We start from the raw sequence: 18,229 nt of genomic DNA, 5'->3' as shown, positions 1-18,229 counted from the left end.
AGATGCTCTCCTACATCCTCCGTCGCATCGTCGCGACCCTGCCGGTCATGGCGATCGTTGCGCTGTTCGTGTTCAGCCTGCTTTACATCGCGCCGGGTGACCCGGCCGTGGTGATCGCCGGCGACCAGGCCAGCCCGGAGGATGTGGAGCGCATCCGTCAGAGTCTCGGCCTCGACCGTCCCTTCCTGGTCCAGTTCGGAAGCTGGGTCTGGCGCATCCTGCATGGTGATCTCGGCACCTCGATCTTCACCAACCTGCCGGTGTCGGCGATGATCGGACAGCGTCTCGGACCGACGCTGTCGCTGATGATGGTCACGCTGCTGCTCACCATCGTGGTGGCGGTGCCGCTCGGCGTGGTGGCGGCGTGGAAGGCCGGCAGCCTGATCGACCGCGTCATCATGGGCTTTGCGGTGTTCGGCTTCTCGCTGCCCGTCTTCGTGGTCGGCTACATGCTCGCCTACATCTTCGCGCTGGAGCTGGAATGGCTTCCGGTGCAGGGCTACACACCGCTCAACCAGGGCGTCCTGCCGTGGCTGGAGAACCTGATCCTGCCCGCGATCGCGCTCGGCTGCGTCTATATCGCGCTGGTCGCACGCATCACCCGCGCTGCCATGCTCGAGGTGTTGCAACAGGACTATATCCGCACCGCCAAGGCGAAGGGCCTCGGGCAGGGCGGCATCCTGTTCATTCACGCGCTGAAGAACGCGGCGGTGCCGATCGTGACCGTGATCGGGATCGGCATTGCGCTGCTGATCGGCGGCGCCGTCGTCACCGAGAGCGTGTTCGCAATTCCCGGCCTCGGCCGGCTCACGATCGACGCGATCCTGCGGCGCGACTATCCCGTCATCCAGGGCATCGTGCTGCTGTTCAGCTTCGTCTACGTGCTCGTCAATCTGATGATCGACCTCATTTACACGCTCGTTGACCCGAGGATCCGCTATTGACCGACACCACCGTCAATCCGCAATCGCTCCCCGCAGGGCTCGTGCTTGCGCCGCAACTGCCGGAGATCCTCCGGCCGGTCAAGATCCGGCGCGGCTTCGTCGGCCTGTTGCGCGGCCATCCCACCGTCGCGATCGGCGGGGCGCTGCTGCTCACCCTGGTCCTGATCGCGATCTTCGCGCCTTATCTCGGAACGGTCGACCCGACCGCGCTCGCGCCCGCCAAGCGCACGCGGGCGCCGTCGGCCGATTTCTGGTTCGGCACCGATGTGCTCGGCCGCGACATCTATTCGCGCGTGCTGTATGGCGCGCGGGTCTCGCTCACCGTCGGCCTGTCGGTCGCGATCTTCGCATCCGCGGCGGGGCTCGCCATCGGCATGGTCTCCGGCTTCATCCGCTGGGCCGACGGCATTTTGATGCGCTTCATGGACGGGCTGATGTCGATCCCGCCGATCCTGCTGGCGATCGCGCTGATGGCCCTGACGCGCGGCAGCGTCGGCAACGTCATCCTCGCCATCACCGTCGCCGAAATTCCGCGTGTCTCGCGCCTCGTCCGCAGCGTGGTGCTGTCGCTGCGCGAGCAGCCCTATGTGGACGCGGCCGTGGCCTGCGGCACGCGCACGCCCATGATCATCCTGCGCCACATCCTGCCGAACACGGTCGCGCCGATGCTGGTGCAGGCGACCTATATCTGCGCCAGTGCCATGATCACGGAGGCGATCCTGTCCTTCATCGGTGCCGGCACGCCGCCGACCATCCCGTCCTGGGGCAACATCATGGCCGAGGGCCGCGCGCTGTGGCAGGTCAAACCCTACATCGTGTTCTTCCCGGCGGCGTTTCTGTCCGTCACCGTGCTCGCCGTGAACCTCCTCGGCGACGGCCTTCGCGATGCGCTCGACCCGCGCATGGCCAAGAGCCTGTGATGTTGCCTGTGATGTTGCCTGTGATGGATCGGGGCTGACCGCGATGGCGCTGCTCGAAGTCGAGAACCTCCAGACCCATTTCCGCACCCCCAGCGGCGTCAATCGCGCGGTGGACGGCGTGTCCTTCCATGTCAACGAAGGCGAGACACTCGCCATCGTCGGCGAATCCGGCTGCGGCAAGTCGGTGACCTCGATGTCCCTGATGCGGCTGATCCCGGAGCCGCCGGGCAGGATCGCGGGCAGCATTCGCTTTGCGGGCAAGGACCTTCTCAAGCTGTCGGACCGCGAGATGCGCGCGATCCGCGGCAACGACATCTCGATGATCTTCCAGGAGCCGATGACGAGCCTCAACCCGGTCCTCACCGTCGGCCGCCAGATCCGCGAAACCCTGATGATCCATCAGGGCCTCGACAAGGCAGCCGCCGAGGCTCACGCGGTCGAGATGCTGACGCTGGTCGGCATTCCCGAGCCGAAACGCCGCGTGCGCGAATATCCGCACCAGCTCTCCGGCGGCATGCGCCAGCGCGTGATGATCGCCATCGCGCTCGCCTGCAATCCGAAGCTGCTCATTGCGGACGAGCCGACCACCGCGCTCGACGTGACCATTCAGGCGCAGATTCTCAAGCTGATGCTGGATCTGAAGCGCCGGGTCGGCGCGGCCATCATCCTGATCACGCACGATCTCGGCGTCGTCGCCGAGATCGCCGAGCGCGTCATGGTGATGTATGCGGGACGCAAGGTCGAGGAGGCGCCGGTGGCCGAGTTGTTCCGTTCGCCGCGCCATCCCTATACGCAAGGACTGCTGGGTGCCGTGCCGAAGCTAGGCTCCTCGCTCGCGGGGACCGCGACGCGACTTGCGGAGATTCCGGGGCAGGTGCCGGATCTCAGGAAGCCCATCACCGGCTGTGTCTTCGCCGGCCGCTGCGCGCTGGCGACCGATCTCTGCCGGCAATATGCGCCGGGGCTGGAGGAGAAGGGCCCGCACCACGTCGCCGCCTGCCACTACGCCGCCAAGGGGGCGGTCGCGGCATGAGTCCTCCGCTGCTCCAGGTCAACGACCTCAAGAAGCATTTTCCGGTCAAAAAGGGCCTGTTCAACCGCAAGTCCGAATTCGTCTATGCGGTCGACGGCGTGTCGTTCGAGATCGCGCGCGGCGAGACGCTGTCGCTGGTCGGCGAGTCCGGCTGCGGCAAGTCGACCGTCGGCCGCGCCATTCTACGGTTGTTCGACATTACGTCGGGCCAGGTGATCCTCGACGGCCAGCGTATCGACGATGCCGCGCCGAGCACGATGCGCCAGATGCGGCGCCGCGTGCAGGTGGTGTTTCAGGACCCGTTCTCCAGCCTCAATCCGCGCATGCGCGTGCGCGACATCCTGGCCGAGCCGATCCGCAATTTCGGCATCGCCAAATCCGCCGAGGATCTCGAGGTCCGCGTCACCGCGCTGATGGACACCGTGCGCCTGCCGCGCGAGGCGCTCAATCGCAGGCCGCATGAATTCTCCGGCGGCCAGCGGCAGCGCATCGGCATCGCGCGCGCGCTCGCGGCCGAGCCCGAGCTGATCGTCTGCGATGAAGCGGTCTCCGCGCTCGACGTCTCCGTGAAGGCGCAGATCGTCAATCTCCTGCAGGATCTCCAGCGCGAGTTTGGCCTGGCGCTGCTGTTCATCAGCCATGACCTTGCCATCGTCGAGCACATGACCCACCGCGTCGCCGTGATGTATCTCGGCAAGATCGTGGAGGTGGCGCCGCGCCGCGACATCTTTGCGGCTCCCAGGCATCCCTATACCAAGGCGCTGTTGTCTGCCGTGCCGCTGCCCGAACCCGGCGCCCATCGCAATCCGGTCATCCTCAAGGGCGACGTGCCGAGCCCGATCAACCCGCCGAAGGGATGCCGCTTCCATACCCGCTGCCCGCTGGTGTTCGACCGCTGCCGGGTCGAAGAGCCGGTGCTGCGTGCGGCCGGAGCCGAGCAGTGGGTGGCCTGTCATCTCGAAGACGGCGCCACGGTGCCGAGCGGCTAAAACGCGGAATTTGGCGCCGGAAATTCGTCAGCAAAATCAACACCCGTTCTACTGTGCATGGGGTTGTTTTCGCACTTTTGACCAGGCCGCCTCAGCCTTGCCGGCGCAGGAAGCCGGTGATCGTCACCTTTTCCCAGATTCCCGCCTTGGCAAAGGGGTCGGCGCGGTTGAAGGCCTCGACTTCGGAGCGGCCCGGCGCTTCGATCAGGAACAGGCTGCCGATCATGGTCTGGCCGTCGTCGGAGACCAGCGGCCCCGACATCACGATCTTGACGCCGAAGCCCGAGGTGTCGCCGAGGTAAGCCTTGTGGGCATCGTAATTGGCGAGCCGCGTCGGCAGCGCGCCGCTGCGGTCGACGGCGTGAATGGCGAACAGCATGGCAGTCTCCGCTTCTTGACTTTGGTTCTTGGGACGGCCGCCGAGGCGACCGTCCGGATGCGACAGATGGATTACTTGGCGCCGAGCTTGCTGGCGTCCTCGAAGGTCGGGCAGGTCCGTTGCTCCAGCGGCACGTCAAACGGCCGGTAATTGTCCTTGGTGATGACGGTGGGCTTCAGCACGATCTCGGCGATGACGGGCTGATTGCGAAGGCTGCGGATCGCCATCATGGTGCCGAGGCAGCCTTGCGCAAATCCGTTATAGTCGCCGCTGGCGAGCAGCTTGCCGGACTTGATCGCGTCGATCGCCTCCTTGGTGCCGTTGATGCCGATCACCTGGGCCTTCCGGTTCGCACCATCCAGCGCCTCGATCGCGCCGACCGCCATGGCGTCATTGGCGGCAAGCACGCCGTCGATCTGCGAATTCGACTGCATCAAATTCTCCATGACCTGAAGCGCCTGCAGCCGCTGGTAATTGCCGGGCTGCGAGGCCAGCAGCTTGGCGCCGGGGGCCTCCTTCAGCGCGTCGTTGAAGCCGCGGACGCGGTCGACATTGGTCAGCGAACCCTTGACGCCCTCGATGATGACGATGTTGCCCTTGCCGCCCAGCGTCTTCAACAGGAAGCGCGCGGTCTCGAGCCCCAGGCTGTAATCGTCGGCACCGATGAAGGAGAGGAATTTGCCGCCCGCGGAGCGGTCGGTGATGTTGACGACCGGGATCTTGGCCTCGTTGATCTTCTCGACACCCGGCACCATCGCCTTGTAGTCGACCGGCGTGAAGACGATGGCGCTCGGCTTCTTCACCACGACGTCCTCGATCTGGCTGAGCTGCTCGGGGATCGAGTCCGGCTTGGTCGGGATGTATTGCAGCGTCTTGGCGTTTAGCACTTTCGCCATGTTGTCGGCGCCGACCCGCACCGTCTGGAAGAACGGGTTGGTCTGGTTCTTGGTGAAGACGGCGATGGTCTCGCCGTCAGCGCGCGCCTGCGTCGTGAACGCCGTTGCCATCAGCAGCGGTAGCGCCAGATATTTCAGTTTCCGTGTCATGTTGCCTCCATCCCTCATTTTGCTTGTTGGTCGTCTTGAGAACTCATTGCGCGCGGCGGCGCGTCTTCATGTCGAGCCAGACCGCGAGAATGACGATGATGCCGGTGACGAGCGGCTGCCAGTTGGCGCTGACCGACAGCAAATTCATGCCGTTCAGCACCAGCGTCAGGATCAGCGCGCCGATGAAGGTGCCGAACACGGTGCCGACGCCGCCGAACAGCGAGGTGCCGCCGATCAGAACGGCCGCGATCGCGGGCAGCGTCAGGCTCTCGCCGATGTCGGCCTCCGCCGAATTGAGCCGCGACAGGAAGATGATCGAGGCAAGCCCCGCCATGGTGCCTGACACCGCGTAGACCAGCAGCAGGCGCCGTGCGACCGGAATGCCGGAGAGGCGGGCCGCGACCGGGTTGGCGCCGATCGCATAGATCTCCTGGCCCCAGACCGTACGCTGCGCGAAGAACGTCCCGATGCCGAGGAACACCAGCAGCAGATAGACCGGGATCGGCAGGCCGAACAGATAGCCGCTGCCGATCTGGCGGAAGCCGGCCGGGAAGCCGTGCAGCGTCTCGCCCGCCATGTACCAATAGGTGAGACCGTTCAGCACCCAGAGCATGCCGTAGGTGGCGATGAAGGAGGGGATGCGCAGCGCCGTGACCATGACGCCGTTGAGCAGGCCGACGAGGCCGCCGCAGGCAAGCCCGGTGAGGATGCCGAGCGCCGGCGAGCCGGTCTTGTGGATCACGGTGCCGGCGATGCAGGCCGACAGCGCGACATTGGCGCCGACGGAAAGGTCGAGGCCCGCGGTCAGCACCACCAGCGTCAGGCCGGAGGCGATGAAGAAGGTCAGGCTCGCCTGGCGCAGCACGTTGAGGATGTTGCCGAGGCTCAGGAAGGAATCGCTGAGCACGGCGAGCACCGCGCAGATCAAGAGCGCCGCGAGCAGGCGGTAGAATACCTGGATCGCGTCCTGCGACAGGAAGGAGCGGGGCGGCATCAGTGCCTCTTTGGTGATGTCGGTCATGCCCGGCTCCTGAGACCATCGAGGAACAGCGCGACGATGACGAGGACGCCGACGCTTGCGACCTGCACCGAGGACGGCAGCGAGATCAGGTTCAGCCCGTTGCGCAGCACGCCGACGGAGAGCACTCCGAGCAGGGTGCCGAGCAGCCAGCCATTGCCGCGCTCGAACGAGGTGCCGCCGACGGCAACGGCGGCGATGGCGTCGAACTCGAGGCCGAGGCCGGCGGTGGGATGACCGGAATTCATGCGCGCCGTCATCAGCAGGCCCGCGATCCCGGCCATGGCGCCGCCGAGCGCGTAGACCGCGATTAGCAGCTTGTTCGGCGACAGGCCGGCATAGCGCAGCGCCTCGCGATTGCCGCCGAGTGCAAAGATATAGGTGCCGAAACGGGTGTGATAGAGCAGGCCGTGGAAGGCTGCATAGGTGACGAACGCCATCACGATCGGCACGGGGATGCCCAGAAGCGTCGCCGAATAGATGTCGCGGACACTGTGGGGGATGCCGACCACGCTCTGGCCGTCGCTAACGATCAGCGACAGGCCCTGCGCCATGCCAAGCGTGCCCAGCGTCGCGACGAAGGGCGGGATGCCGAGGATGGCGACGAGCCAGCCGTTGGCGACGCCGAAGGCCGTGCCCACGAGCAGGCCGGCGCCCAGGCCCAGCAGCATCGATTTGGTCGCGAGCGACACGATGGCGACGCAGAGCGAGGTCAGCGTCAGCACCGCGCCCATCGACAGGTCGAGCCCCTCGGTCATGATGATCAAGGTCATCGGCAGCGCGAGCATGGTCAGGATGGTCGACTGCACCAGCACGTTGGAGAGATTGGCGACCGACAGGAAGCCGGGCGCGATCACGCTGAACAGCGCGATCAGCAGCACCAGCACGATGGCGACGCCAGGAATCCGTTGCAGCGGATTGGGCACCGAGACGACCGCGGCTTCACGCATGATGCATCCCCAGTCGCACGATGTTCTCCTCGGTGAGCTCGTTGCGGGTCAGATGCCCGGCGATGCGCCCCTCGCGCATCACATAGGCGCGGTCGCAGACATGGCAGATCTCGATCTGCTCGGACGAGATCATCAGCGCTGCCGCGCCCTCGGCGACGAGGCGGTCGATCAGCGCAAAGATCTCGGACTTGGCGCCGATGTCGATGCCCCGCGTCGGCTCGTCGAAGATGAAGAGCTTCGAGCCGGCCGCCAGCCACTTTCCGATCACGACCTTCTGCTGGTTACCGCCGGAGAGCAGGCCGACGGTCTGCCGCGCGCTCGGCGTTGCGATGCGCAGCTGCCGGATCAGGCCGTCGGCGGTGCGCTGGGCCGAGCGCTGGTCGAACAGGCCGCTCGGGAAGAGCTTCTTCAGCGCGGAGACCACGAGGTTGTCGCTCACCGAGCGTAGCAGCGCGAGGCCCTCGCTCTTGCGGCTCTCCGGGATCAGCGCGATGCCGCGGCGGGCGGCGAGATCCGGCTCGCCGGAGATGGCCTTGCCGTCGAAGATGATCTCGCCCGACGTCACGGGATCGGCGCCGAAGATGGCGCGGGCGACCTCGCTGCGGCCGGACCCGACCAGGCCGCACAGGCCGACGATCTCGCCCCGGCGAACCTCGATGTTGATGTCGGAGATGCCGGTCGAGGCGGTTAGTCCCTTGACCTCGAGTAGGAGTTCGCCAGGTTTCTCGGCAAAGTGCCGGGGATAGGTCATGTCGACATTGCGGCCGACCATCATGCGGACGAGCTGGTCCGGCGAGACATCGGCCGGCTTGACGCCGTCGATGCGGCGGCCGTCGCGCAGCACCGTGATGCGGTCGCCGAGCGCGAACACTTCTGCCATGCGATGAGAAATGTAGACGATGGAGACGCCGTCGGCCTTCAGCCGCGCGATCAGCGCGAACAGCAACTCGGTCTCACGGTCGGACAGCGCCGCGGTCGGCTCGTCCATGACGAGGATGCGCGCGTTCTGGCTGATCGCTTTCGCGATCTCGACCATCTGCTGCTGGGCGACGCCGAGCTTGTCGACGGTGGTGGAGGGATCGATATCGAAGCCGATCGTGTCGAGCACGCGCCTGGCGTCGGCCAAAATCCTGCGGCGGTCGATGGTGCCGGGAATGCGGCCCTTCGGCTCGCGTCCCAGGAAGATGTTCTGGGCGATGTCGAGATAGGGGACCAGCGAGAATTCCTGGAAAATCACGGCGATGCCGAGCTTCTGCGCATCGGCGGTCGAGGAGATCGCGACCTTCTCGCCGTTGTAATAGAACTCGCCGGCATCGGCGCGATAGGCGCCGCACAGCACCTTCATCAGGCTCGACTTGCCGGCGCCGTTCTCGCCCAGCAGCATGTGGACTTCGCCGGGGTAGACGGCAAAGGACACGTCATCCAGCGCCTTGACGCCGGGAAATTCCTTGCTGATGCCGCGCAGCTCCAAGAGCGGCGTGGGCGAGGTGACCTCGATCGGCAGCGCGTCGCTCATGGTTTGGCTCCGCCTGCAAAGATCTTTCCGGGGTTCATGAGACCGTTCGGATCGAGCGCGGTCTTGATCGATCGCATCACGTCCACGGCTTCGCCGAGCTCATCAGTGAGATAATCGATCTTGCCGAGTCCAATGCCGTGTTCGCCGGTGCAGGTGCCGTCCATGGCGATGGCGCGGGCGACCATGCGGGCCTGCAGCGCCTTGGCGCCTTCGGTCTCCTCGGGCTTTGTCGGGTCGATCAGGATCAGCATGTGGAAATTGCCGTCGCCGACGTGGCCGACGATCGGCGCCGTAAATCCATGTTCGTCCGCATCGCAGCGGGTCTCGGTCAGGCATTCCGCCAGCCGCGAGATCGGCACGCAGACGTCGGTGATCACGGCGCGCGCGCCGGGCCGCAGGCCGAGGCCGGCATAGAGGGTGTTGTCGCGGGCGTGCCAGAGCCGGCTGCGGTCTTCCTGTGCCTTCGCCCAGGCGAAGCCATGGCCGCCATGGTCGGCGGCAATGGCTTGCGCGGCCTCGGCCTGTTCGGCGACGGACGCTTCGGAGCCATGGAATTCAAAGAACAGGGTCGGCGCCTCGCGGTAGCCGAGCTTGGCGTAGGCGTTGATGCCGCGCATCATGACGTCGTCGAGCAGCTCGACGCGGGCGACGGGAATTGCCGATTGGATGACGGAGATCGCGGTGTCGACGGCATCGTGCAACGTGTCGAAGCTGCACACAGCGGCCGAGATCGCCTGCGGCACCGGGTGCACCTTCAGCGTGATCTCCGTAATGACGCCGAGCGTGCCTTCCGCGCCGACGAACATGCGCGTCAAATCGTAGCCGGCTGCCGATTTGCGGGCGCGCTTCGCGGTGCGGATCACGCGGCCGTCGGCCAGCACCACCTCGAGCGCCATGACATTGTCCTTCATGGTCCCGTAGCGCACCGCCATGGTGCCGGACGCCCGGGTGGACGTCATGCCACCGATCGAGGCGTCGGCGCCGGGATCGATCGGGAAGAACAGGCCGGTGTTGCGCAACGCGGCGTTGAGCTGCTTGCGGGTGATGCCGGGCTGCACCACGACATCCATGTCGCTGTCGTGCACGCTCAGCACCTTGTTCATGCGCGCGAAGTCGAAGCAGACGCCGCCGGCGACGGCCGCCGCATTGCCCTCGAGCGAGGTGCCGGCGCCGAACGGCACGATCGGCATGCCCGCGCTTGCACAGAGCTTGACGATCTCGGCGACCTCCTGCGTGGTTTCCGGGAAGACGACGATGTCGGGCGGCAAATTGCGATAATGCGACTCGCTCTGCCCATGCTGATCGAGCACACCGCGCGCAACGCTCGCGCGCGGGCCGATCATGCCGGTGAGGCATTCGGCCAAGGCGGCACTGTTGACCCGCGGTCCCATCGTCTCTCCCTGTCGTCGTCCTTGTCGCGAACTGTTATCAGTCCGTCGATTCTACGTTCGGCTTACGCCGCTCTTGCGTTGCTCGCGAGCTGCTTCAGGCCGAAGTCGTAATTGAGATGAAAATACTCGTTCTCGACCATGCGACCATCCGGCGCACGGCCGGCGGGCTGACGCACGAATTCGCGGATCAGGCTGTCTTTGACGCCGAACACGACGTCGCTGTCGAGATACTGATCTCCGGCGACGAACACATGCGTCACGAGCTGCTCGAAGCCGGGCGCCGAGATCATGAAGTGCACATGCGCGGGGCGCCAGGGATGGCGGCCCTGGGCCTCCAGCATGTCCCCGACCGGGCCGTCATGCGGAATGGGGTAGGCGGCGGGCTTGATCGACCAGAAATGGAAGCGGCCGTTGGCATCGGTGTGAAAGCGGGCGCGCATCGCGAGATCGCCGATCTGGTCGAGCTGCTGCACGTCGTAATAGCCATCGTCGTCGGAATGCCAGACGTCCACGACGGCGCCGGGGAGCGGCTTGCCGTCGACGGTCGAGACCGAGCCGGTGACCAGCATCGGATCGCCTTCCATCGGGCCGGAGATGTCGGCGCCGCTGTCCTTCTCGGGCGCGGCCTGGACGAAGAACGGCCCGAGCACCGTGGTCTCGGTGGCGCCTTCCGGCACGGGGTGGTTGATCGCATCGACCAGCATGGAGACGCCGAGCGTATCCGACAGCAGGATGAATTCCTGGCGCTTGTCGTCGCACATGTGGCCGGTGCGGGTGAGGAACTCGATGCCGAACTCCCATTCCTTCTGGGTCGGCCGCACCTCGCGGACGAAGGCATGCAGGTGCCGCACCAGCGCCTCGCTGACCTCCTTGATGCGCGGATCGGTTGCGCCTGCGATCCGCTCCAGCACCGCATCCGTGATCGTGGTCTCGTTGAAGTTACGCATGGGGGCTCCGTGGATCAGAGTTTGGGCTCGCCGAGACCGGACAGCCGTTCGAGATGCTTGACGGTCGCGATGAAGTCGGTGTCGCCATCGCCCTGTGCGACCAGCGAGCCGTAGGTCTCGCGTACCTGGGCGGCGAGCTGCAGCGGCACGCCGACGGCATGGCCGGCGCCCAGGATCAGGTCGAGGTCCTTGGCCATCTGCTTGCAGGAGAAGGTGGAATCGAAATCCCGCGTGCGCAGCGGCGCGGTCTTGTACTTCACCATCGGCGAGGCCACCGCGCTGTCGTCGAGCACCTTCAGGATGTCCTGCCAGGCGATGCCGCCCTTGCGCGCCAGCGCCAGGCTCTCCGCCATCATCGCGGCCGACACCGCGATCATCAGGTTCACGGAGAGCTTTGCGTAGCGCGCTTCCTCGGCCGGACCGAGATAGGTCTGCGCGCGGGTGAAGGTTGCGAACAGCGGCTTTGCGTTCTCGAATGCGTCCTTCGGTCCCGAGACGAAGCAGGTCAGGGCGCCGGTGTGAACGATACTGGCGTTGCCGGAGACCGGCGAACGCAGATAGGCGATGCCGCGGGCCTTGGTGGCGGCGGCGATTTCAGTGGAAGCCTCGACGCTCACGGTGCTGGTCTCGATCAAGATGGCTCCGGGCGCCATCGCGCCGATCAAGCCGGCGGGGCCGAGCAGCGCGCCACGCAAGGCCGTGTCATCGGGCAGGGAGGTGATGATCGCGGCCTTGCCGCTGACGGCCTCGGCCGGTGAGGCGGCGATCGCAATGCCTTGCGCGCGTGCCTCGCTGATCCGCGCCGCGCTCTGATCGAAGGCGGTTACGGCATAACCGGCCTTGGCAACGAGCACGGACATCGGCAGCCCCATCTTGCCGATCCCGATGAACGCAATGTTTTTCGAAGCGTCTGTCATTATTCTTGTCCATTGGCGCCTTCAGGCGGCGCGTCCTTGTCGTTCGATGTCCTGCACCAGCCGGCGCCCCGATCGGGCCAGCAGTTCTTTCTTCGTCTCCAGGTCGTCGGCCAGCAGCCGTCCGCTCCGCTTCTTCCAGACGCCGCCGATCATGACGGCCTCTATATTGGCGAGGCTCGTCTGCATCACCACGGTCGCGACGGGATCGTGCACCGGATGCAGATTGAGATCGGAAGCGTTGATGATGACGAGGTCGGCCAGCTTCCCGGGCGTCAGTGATCCGATCTGATGCTCGCGGCCAAGCATGCGGGCGCCTTCCGTCGTCAGCCAGCGCAGCGCCTCCCGGACGGGAATCGTGGTCGTCGCCGGGATGGTGCCGCTCGATTTGCGCGACTCGGCATTGTCGAGCGCCCGCTGCATCGAGAGCGCGACGCGCGCAACGGAGAGGAGATCGCCGGCCAATACGGATTCGAGATCGACGCCGATCGTCGGCCGCACGCCGCGCTCGAGCAGCCGTCCGGTGATCGGAAAGCCGTGGCCCTGGATCATCTCGTTCTCGGGCGTGACCGAGAAGGACACACCGAGATCGACCATCCGGTCGATCAGATCGTCAGGCAGGTCGTTGCCATGGACGATGTTGATGCCGGGACCGACGAGGCCGGCCTCGATCAGCTTCTCCCAGCCGCCGGGCGTTTTCGCCGGACCGCCGCCCTGATGCATGGAGGCGATCAGGTTCAGCTCACGCGCCAGGCGAAAATCCTGCATGGCGACGTCGAGCGTCGAATAATGCGGGCCGAGGATGGCGAGGCCCAGCGTGACCAGGCCGTCGCGGTCGGCGAGGGGGCCGGCGAGCAGCCGCTCGACCTCGCGGCGCGGATGCGGCACTTCCGAGAAATGCGGCTCGCCCGGCTTCGGCTCTGGTTTGGGCGAGCCGTGGAAGAACGCTGCGCGAATGCCGCTCTCGATCAGGCCGCGCACGGCAGCGTCGGTATGATCGGGCGTCGGATTGTTGTGGCACCAGTCGACCAGCGTGGTGACGCCGTGGTTGATCTGGTTCAGCGCGCCGACGAGCGTTGCGATGTAGATGTCATCGGGCCGGAACACGGTCGCAAGGCCGGCATGCATGCGGCGGAAATATTCCAGAAGCGTCCAGTTCGCGGCAAAGCCGCGCAGGCCCGTCTGCCAGGTGTGCATGTGCGCGTTGATCAGACCGGGGATGACGATGCGGCCGTTTCCGTCGACGATCTCGGTGTCGGCCGCGACGTCGATCGACGGGCGCAGATCGGCGATACGGTTGCCCTCGACCAGCACGTCGCAGGTCGCGAGATCGCCGATCGTGTCATCCATACTGATGACGGTCGCGGATCTGATCAGCGTGCGCCGCATCGCTTCACGCCGCCGCTTTGATGGTGCCCGGCGGCTCGCCGGCCCAGGCGCGTGCGATCAGGTCGCGGATGGCGTTGCGGTCGAGCGGCCGCGGATTCCAGTACGCATTGGTCACCGCGAGATCGGCGGCCTTGTCGATACCGCTCTCGGGCATGCCGACCTCGCGCAGCGCCAGCTTTGCGCCCAGCCGCTTTGCAAGGTCATAAAGTCCTTGCGATGCATCGGCAGCGCCGATCGCGCGCGAAATGCGCGTCATCGCGTCGGGCACATCAGGCGCGTTGTAGGCGAGCGCATGGGGCAGCACGATGGTGTGTGTTTCGGCGTGAGGCAGATCAAAAGTGCCGCCGAGCGTGTGGCAAAGCTTGTGATGCAGCGCCATGCCGACGGTGCCGAGGCAGACGCCGCACAGCCAGGCGCCATAGAGCGCTTCGGTGCGGGCCTCGCGGTCGTCGCTTTTCGCGGCAATCGCGGGCAGGGCGCGGGCGAGCGCGCGGATGCCCTCTTCGGCCATCAGCGATGTGACGGGATTTGTGTCGCGCGCATAGAGTGCCTCGACCGCATGGGCGATCGCATTGATGCCGGAGGTCGCGGCCATGCTCGCCGGCAGTGTCAGCGTGAGATCGACGTCGTAGATCACGGTCTCCGGTAATATCGCCGCGTCGCGCACCGTGGTCTTCAGGCCGTTGTCGGTCTGGCCGACGATCGGCGTCATCTCCGAGCCGGCATAGGTGGTGGGAATGCAGAGCTGGTTGATTCCGGTGCGCAAGGCCAGCGCCTTGCCGAGGCCGGTGGTCGAGCCGCCGCCGAGCGCCACGACGCAGTCGGCCTCGCAGGCCTTCATCGCCGCGAGCGCACGCTCGGTGACCTCGATGGGCGTGTGCATGGTGGCACCGGGAAAGATGCCGGCATAGAGCGGGCCCAGCGCAGTTCCGAGACTTTTGCCTTGCGCCTCCTGCTGCGGCGTCGTCAGCACCAGCGCGCGCGTGCCGCCGAGCCGCTCGACCTCGACCCTTGCCGCAGCCAAGGTTCCGCTGCCGAACACGACCCGGCAGGGCAGGTTTTCAAAGGTGAACGAACCGATCATGCGCCGGTCTCTTTGATGGGATAATCGACCTGGAAGCGTCCGATCCGCAAGTCGCCAAGCGCCTCACGGACGCGCAGATGTTCCGGATGGTTGGCATAGGCGCTGAGCGCGGCCTGGTCGGTGAATTCGGAGAACAGGACCACGTCGCAGGCATAGTCGACGGCACTGACGTCCATGCCGACCTCGATATGGGTGAGGCCGTCGATCCGGCCCTTGAGGCCCTCGAACAGGGTTTTGACCTTCAGCCGGGCGGCGGAACGCTCGTCGGGAGTCTCCCCGCGCAGCCGCCACATCACGATGTGCCTGATCGGGCCCGACATTTCCTGATTTCCTCGCCTGCCATTGTGCTTTGTTGGCGCTATTTTGCCTTGCAGAAATCGGAAATAAAGGCCAAATTTTGTAAGTCTCTTTTCCTCATATCGGAACAATGGACCGGCTGCTCCAACTCGAAGTCTTCTCCAAAACCGCCGAGCTCGGCAGCCTGTCCAAGGCCGCCGAAACCCTGCGGATGTCGAACGCGGCGGCCAGCCGTCATCTCAGCGCGCTCGAGGAGCGGCTCGCGGTCCGGCTGATCGAGCGCAACACGCGCCGGCAATGGCTGACCGAAGCAGGGCAGGAGCTCCTGCAACGCTGCAGCACGCTCTTGAATGAACTCGCCGAGGCCGAGGACGCGGTCTCCGATCGCGCGCTGTCGCCGAAGGGCATGTTGCGCGTGACGTCATCGCTGTCCTTCGCGATGATCTACCTCGCGCCGATGCTGCCCGCCTTCCGCGCGCTCTATCCCGATCTCAGTGTGCAGATCATCAGCGCAAATCGCTATCTGGACTTCATCGAGGCCGGTATCGATGTTGCGATCCGCACGCGCGAGCACGAGCCGGATTCCAACATCATCGTCCGTCGCATCGGCCAGATGCACCGCGTGCTCGCAGCAGCTCCGTCCTATCTGGAGAAGCACGGCCGGCCGGAGCATCCCGCCGATCTCGCCCGCCACGACATGCTGATCTACAATCTCGCCAACGATCCCTATTCGCTGCGGCTGAGCCAGGGCAGCACGACGCAGACGGTCCGGATCGCACCGACGCTCGACAGCAATGACGGCCAGATCATCTGTGGTGCAGCGCGCGCAGGCCTCGGCATCCTGATCCAGCCGCTCTACATCGTGCAGGGCGATATCGCGGCCGGCCGGCTGGTGCCCGTCCTGACCGGCTGGGAGCTGCCGCTGCTCACCATGAACATCGCCTATCAAAACCGCGTCAGGCTGCCCGCCAAGATCAGGGTCTTCTCCGACTTCCTGGTCAGCTATATTCGCGAGCGTTCGGAGCCGGGGATCTGGATCGATACGGCGAAATGAGCGGGAACGATCATGTATCTCGGCCGCTGCTACGGCCGCGCCGATCGGCTGTCCGAGCGCGCGAGATCGCCTCTTGTGCTAGCTTCGCGCAACCTCGATCGATCGAATCGGAAGCAGACCTCGTGAAAGCCAAAACACCGGGCACCGCATCCGGCACCGCGTGGCGGCATGCCAATATCGGTCGCCTGCTCAACAACGCCGTGCGGCGCTTCGAACGCCGTGTGCTCGAATTGATGAGCGAGAAGGGGCACGACGAGACTCGCATCGCCCATGTCAGCCTGACCCGCAATCTCGACGTGGAGGGGACGCGGCTCACCGAGCTCGCCCGTCGCGCCTGCATGAGCAAGCAGGCGATGGGCGAGCTGGTCGATCAATGCGCCGAACTCGGTCTCGTCGATCGCATCGCCGATCCGACCGACCGGCGCGCGCGCATCGTCATGTTCACACCGGCCGGGCGCAAATGGCTGGATGCGTTCCGCGATGCCGTCGACATCGCCGAGCAGGAGATGCGCGCTGAGCTCGGCAAGCCCACCATGGACGCGATTCTGAAGGGGCTCGCAGTTTATGGCGAGAGGTTCGACGCGCTCGAGGAGGTCAATTAGTCAGGCGACTTGACGGTATCGTCAGGCTTCCTTACCATGTAGGATAATGCTGGTAGGGAGAAGCGTCTTGGAAACACGTCTGACGGCCGCGGTGCTCATCGCGGGCGGGGGGCCCTGCGGGCTGATGCTGGCCAACGAGCTCGGCCGCCGCGGCGTGTCCGCGATCCTGGTCGACGAAAAGCCGGGGACCGCGTTCAATCCGCAAGCCAATGCGACGCAGGCGCGCTCGATGGAGCACTATCGGCGGCTGGGTTTTGCCGACGAGATCAGGCGCGAAGGTCTGCCCGCCGACTATCCGACCGACGTTGCGTATTTCACGCGCTACACTGCTTACGAGCTGGCGCGCTTCGCCTTGCCGTCATCGTCACGCGCAGGCGAGCTCATCAAGGGCATGTCGGGCTCCTGGAGCGCGGCGGAGCTGCCGCATCGGGTGTCGCAGAAATATGTCGAGGCGGTGCTTCGCCGTCATGCCGAACGGCTCCCCGGCATCAAGCTGCACTATGGCCACCGGCTGGTCGGCTACGTCGAAAGCGATGACGACATCGTCGGCGAGATCGAAGGTCTCGATGACGGCAGCCGCCTTCGGGTCCATGTCGACTTCCTCGTCGGAGCGGACGGACCGCGCTCGCAAGTCCGCCAGTCGCTCGGCATCGTCTATGGCGGCGAGACCGGGACGCAGCGTGATTTCATGGGCGGCCGCATGCTGGCCGTCTATCTCCGCTCGCCGGAGTTCTACGCGAGCATCCCGCACGCCAAGGCGTGGATGTACAATTGCTTCAACGGCGACCGTCGCGCCTTCATGGCGTCCGTGAACGGGCGCGACGAATTTGCATTTCATACCCAGCTTCGGCAAGGCGAGGACGAGAGCGCGATCACGGTCAACGAAGCCAGGGCCGCGTTCCAGCGAGCCTGCGGCGCGCCGATCGACTGCGAGGTGCTGTCCTTCCTGACCTGGACCGCGGGTCACGCGCTGGTTGCGAACGGCATGCAACGGGGCAGGGTGTTCCTCGGCGGTGACGCGGCGCATCTGTTCACGCCGACCGGCGGGCTCGGCTACAACACCGCGATCGAGGATGCCGTTAATCTCGGCTGGAAGCTCGCAAGCGTCGTCAAGGGCGTCAGCCCGGCGTCGCTGCTCGACACTTACGAGGTCGAGCGGCGTCCGGTGGCACTGCGCAACACCGACTATGCCCGGCGCTTTGCGGACTCCCTCGGTCTCTTCGCACCGGCGCCTGACATCGAGGACGCCACGGACGAGGGCGAGGTGGCGCGGCGGAGCGCGGGCGCCTATCTCGAGCAACACGCCCGTGCCGAGTTCAACATCCCCGGCGTCACCTTTGGCGGGCGCTACGACGGCTCGCCGATCATCGTCTCTGATGGCAGCGAGCCGCCGCCCGATGCCGCGAATGTTTACGTTCCCAGCGCCTGTCCCGGCGGCCGGGCGCCGCATGCGTGGCTGGATGACGGCGCGTCCTTGTACGACATGTTCGGATTCGAATGGACGCTGCTGCAGTTTGGCGAGATCGCTTCTGCTGTCGTCGCTGACGCCGTCCGTGCGCTCGGGGTCGAGGTAAGGCTCGTCACGCTGCCGGCATCCCTGCGCGACCTCTACGAGGCGGACCTTGCCTTGATACGTCCCGACCAGATCGTGGCGTGGCGCGGCAGCACCTCACAGGCGGGTGCGATCGGACGCGTGCTTGCCCGCGCACTCGGATGGCGCGACGGCGCGCGGTTGACGGAGAGTCTGAGCTAGCCG

Annotated in this window: 18 protein-coding genes; 7 read left to right on the top strand and 11 right to left on the bottom strand. The window is 65.8% G+C overall.

The features are described from left to right. The first annotated feature begins 2 nt into the window (after positions 1 to 2). From Q0743_RS12655 to Q0743_RS12640, 4 genes are read left to right on the top strand one after another with little or no spacing between them, the layout of a single operon-like run. Positions 3 to 944 carry an ABC transporter permease gene (locus Q0743_RS12655; RefSeq protein WP_298241854.1) on the top strand — a complete coding sequence of 314 codons (942 nt, stop codon included), beginning with the start codon at positions 3 to 5 and terminating at the stop codon, positions 942 to 944. Continuing rightward, complete coding sequence (locus Q0743_RS12650) at positions 941 to 1,864, top strand: ABC transporter permease (protein WP_298241853.1); 924 nt, start codon at positions 941 to 943, stop codon at positions 1,862 to 1,864. The genes Q0743_RS12655 and Q0743_RS12650 overlap by 4 nt, the downstream gene beginning before the upstream one ends. Positions 1,865 to 1,907: 43 nt before the next feature. Then, positions 1,908 to 2,897 (top strand): ABC transporter ATP-binding protein, encoded by a 990-nt coding sequence (locus tag Q0743_RS12645; protein ID WP_298241852.1) that lies wholly within the window; start codon positions 1,908 to 1,910, stop codon positions 2,895 to 2,897. After that, positions 2,894 to 3,886 (top strand): ABC transporter ATP-binding protein, encoded by a 993-nt coding sequence (locus tag Q0743_RS12640; RefSeq protein ID WP_298241851.1) that lies wholly within the window; start codon positions 2,894 to 2,896, stop codon positions 3,884 to 3,886. Before Q0743_RS12645 ends, Q0743_RS12640 begins: the two co-directional genes overlap by 4 nt. Positions 3,887 to 3,977: 91 nt before the next feature. Here Q0743_RS12640 and Q0743_RS12635 read toward each other — a convergent pair whose 3' ends face one another. The 11 genes from Q0743_RS12635 to Q0743_RS12585 form a co-directional block, all read right to left on the bottom strand. After that, a complete protein-coding gene (locus Q0743_RS12635) occupies positions 3,978 to 4,265 on the bottom strand; it encodes a YciI family protein (protein ID WP_298241850.1) in 288 nt (95 codons plus the stop codon). 71 nt (positions 4,266 to 4,336) lie between these two features. Further along, positions 4,337 to 5,311 (bottom strand): sugar ABC transporter substrate-binding protein, encoded by a 975-nt coding sequence (locus Q0743_RS12630; protein ID WP_298241849.1) that lies wholly within the window; start codon positions 5,309 to 5,311, stop codon positions 4,337 to 4,339. Between the two features lie 43 nt (positions 5,312 to 5,354). Beyond that, a complete protein-coding gene (locus Q0743_RS12625; RefSeq protein ID WP_298241848.1) occupies positions 5,355 to 6,332 on the bottom strand; it encodes an ABC transporter permease in 978 nt (325 codons plus the stop codon). Next, the gene (locus Q0743_RS12620; RefSeq protein ID WP_298241847.1) at positions 6,329 to 7,279 is read right to left on the bottom strand and encodes an ABC transporter permease; all 951 of its coding nucleotides are present in this window, start codon (positions 7,277 to 7,279) and stop codon (positions 6,329 to 6,331) included. Before Q0743_RS12620 ends, Q0743_RS12625 begins: the two co-directional genes overlap by 4 nt. After that, positions 7,272 to 8,795, bottom strand: coding sequence for a sugar ABC transporter ATP-binding protein (locus tag Q0743_RS12615; protein ID WP_298241846.1), 1,524 nt, complete (start codon positions 8,793 to 8,795; stop codon positions 7,272 to 7,274). Before Q0743_RS12615 ends, Q0743_RS12620 begins: the two co-directional genes overlap by 8 nt. Continuing rightward, positions 8,792 to 10,186, bottom strand: coding sequence for an FAD-linked oxidase C-terminal domain-containing protein (locus Q0743_RS12610; protein ID WP_298241845.1), 1,395 nt, complete (start codon positions 10,184 to 10,186; stop codon positions 8,792 to 8,794). Before Q0743_RS12610 ends, Q0743_RS12615 begins: the two co-directional genes overlap by 4 nt. 62 nt (positions 10,187 to 10,248) lie before the next feature. Then, the gene (locus Q0743_RS12605; protein ID WP_298241844.1) at positions 10,249 to 11,133 is read right to left on the bottom strand and encodes an intradiol ring-cleavage dioxygenase; all 885 of its coding nucleotides are present in this window, start codon (positions 11,131 to 11,133) and stop codon (positions 10,249 to 10,251) included. Positions 11,134 to 11,147: 14 nt separating this feature from the next. Further along, the gene (locus tag Q0743_RS12600; protein WP_298241843.1) at positions 11,148 to 12,050 is read right to left on the bottom strand and encodes an NAD(P)-dependent oxidoreductase; all 903 of its coding nucleotides are present in this window, start codon (positions 12,048 to 12,050) and stop codon (positions 11,148 to 11,150) included. Between the two features lie 21 nt (positions 12,051 to 12,071). Continuing rightward, on the bottom strand, positions 12,072 to 13,436 hold the full coding sequence (locus tag Q0743_RS12595) for an amidohydrolase family protein (RefSeq protein WP_298241842.1): 1,365 nt from the start codon (positions 13,434 to 13,436) through the stop codon (positions 12,072 to 12,074). A gap of 4 nt (positions 13,437 to 13,440) precedes the next feature. Further along, positions 13,441 to 14,520 (bottom strand): maleylacetate reductase, encoded by a 1,080-nt coding sequence (locus Q0743_RS12590; protein WP_298241841.1) that lies wholly within the window; start codon positions 14,518 to 14,520, stop codon positions 13,441 to 13,443. Further along, on the bottom strand, positions 14,517 to 14,840 hold the full coding sequence (locus Q0743_RS12585; protein ID WP_298241840.1) for a Dabb family protein: 324 nt from the start codon (positions 14,838 to 14,840) through the stop codon (positions 14,517 to 14,519). The genes Q0743_RS12590 and Q0743_RS12585 overlap by 4 nt, the downstream gene beginning before the upstream one ends. A gap of 107 nt (positions 14,841 to 14,947) precedes the next feature. Here Q0743_RS12585 and Q0743_RS12580 point away from each other — a divergent pair, with 107 nt between their 5' ends. From Q0743_RS12580 to Q0743_RS12570, 3 genes are all read left to right on the top strand, one after another. Beyond that, the gene (locus Q0743_RS12580) at positions 14,948 to 15,871 is read left to right on the top strand and encodes a LysR family transcriptional regulator (RefSeq protein WP_298241839.1); all 924 of its coding nucleotides are present in this window, start codon (positions 14,948 to 14,950) and stop codon (positions 15,869 to 15,871) included. 122 nt (positions 15,872 to 15,993) lie between these two features. Beyond that, positions 15,994 to 16,473 carry a MarR family transcriptional regulator gene (locus tag Q0743_RS12575; RefSeq protein WP_298241838.1) on the top strand — a complete coding sequence of 160 codons (480 nt, stop codon included), beginning with the start codon at positions 15,994 to 15,996 and terminating at the stop codon, positions 16,471 to 16,473. A gap of 46 nt (positions 16,474 to 16,519) precedes the next feature. Further along, positions 16,520 to 18,226: an FAD-dependent oxidoreductase gene (locus tag Q0743_RS12570; protein ID WP_298241837.1), complete on the top strand. Its 1,707-nt coding sequence runs from the start codon at positions 16,520 to 16,522 to the stop codon at positions 18,224 to 18,226. Positions 18,227 to 18,229 lie beyond the last annotated feature (3 nt).

The sequence above is a fragment of the uncultured Bradyrhizobium sp. genome (genome assembly GCF_936943645.1).
Lineage (GTDB): Bacteria > Pseudomonadota > Alphaproteobacteria > Rhizobiales > Xanthobacteraceae > Bradyrhizobium.
Note: the sequence above shows the minus strand (reverse complement) of the source record. Positions and strands in the feature narration are given on the sequence as shown.

What these genes read in the sequence shown, in the direction of transcription:
- Q0743_RS12640 (WP_298241851.1), top strand. Translation starts at nt 2,894, where the DNA reads ATGAGTCCTCCGCTGCTCCAGGTCAACGACCTCAAGAAGCATTTTCCG.
- Q0743_RS12590 (WP_298241841.1), bottom strand. Translation starts at nt 14,520, where the DNA reads ATGATCGGTTCGTTCACCTTTGAAAACCTGCCCTGCCGGGTCGTGTTC.
- Q0743_RS12610 (WP_298241845.1), bottom strand. Translation starts at nt 10,186, where the DNA reads ATGGGACCGCGGGTCAACAGTGCCGCCTTGGCCGAATGCCTCACCGGC.
- Q0743_RS12655 (WP_298241854.1), top strand. Translation starts at nt 3, where the DNA reads ATGCTCTCCTACATCCTCCGTCGCATCGTCGCGACCCTGCCGGTCATG.
- Q0743_RS12645 (WP_298241852.1), top strand. Translation starts at nt 1,908, where the DNA reads ATGGCGCTGCTCGAAGTCGAGAACCTCCAGACCCATTTCCGCACCCCC.
- Q0743_RS12570 (WP_298241837.1), top strand. Translation starts at nt 16,520, where the DNA reads ATGCTGGTAGGGAGAAGCGTCTTGGAAACACGTCTGACGGCCGCGGTG.
- Q0743_RS12620 (WP_298241847.1), bottom strand. Translation starts at nt 7,279, where the DNA reads ATGCGTGAAGCCGCGGTCGTCTCGGTGCCCAATCCGCTGCAACGGATT.
- Q0743_RS12625 (WP_298241848.1), bottom strand. Translation starts at nt 6,332, where the DNA reads ATGACCGACATCACCAAAGAGGCACTGATGCCGCCCCGCTCCTTCCTG.
- Q0743_RS12635 (WP_298241850.1), bottom strand. Translation starts at nt 4,265, where the DNA reads ATGCTGTTCGCCATTCACGCCGTCGACCGCAGCGGCGCGCTGCCGACG.
- Q0743_RS12585 (WP_298241840.1), bottom strand. Translation starts at nt 14,840, where the DNA reads ATGTCGGGCCCGATCAGGCACATCGTGATGTGGCGGCTGCGCGGGGAG.
- Q0743_RS12600 (WP_298241843.1), bottom strand. Translation starts at nt 12,050, where the DNA reads ATGACAGACGCTTCGAAAAACATTGCGTTCATCGGGATCGGCAAGATG.
- Q0743_RS12615 (WP_298241846.1), bottom strand. Translation starts at nt 8,795, where the DNA reads ATGAGCGACGCGCTGCCGATCGAGGTCACCTCGCCCACGCCGCTCTTG.
- Q0743_RS12580 (WP_298241839.1), top strand. Translation starts at nt 14,948, where the DNA reads ATGGACCGGCTGCTCCAACTCGAAGTCTTCTCCAAAACCGCCGAGCTC.
- Q0743_RS12630 (WP_298241849.1), bottom strand. Translation starts at nt 5,311, where the DNA reads ATGACACGGAAACTGAAATATCTGGCGCTACCGCTGCTGATGGCAACG.
- Q0743_RS12605 (WP_298241844.1), bottom strand. Translation starts at nt 11,133, where the DNA reads ATGCGTAACTTCAACGAGACCACGATCACGGATGCGGTGCTGGAGCGG.
- Q0743_RS12595 (WP_298241842.1), bottom strand. Translation starts at nt 13,436, where the DNA reads ATGCGGCGCACGCTGATCAGATCCGCGACCGTCATCAGTATGGATGAC.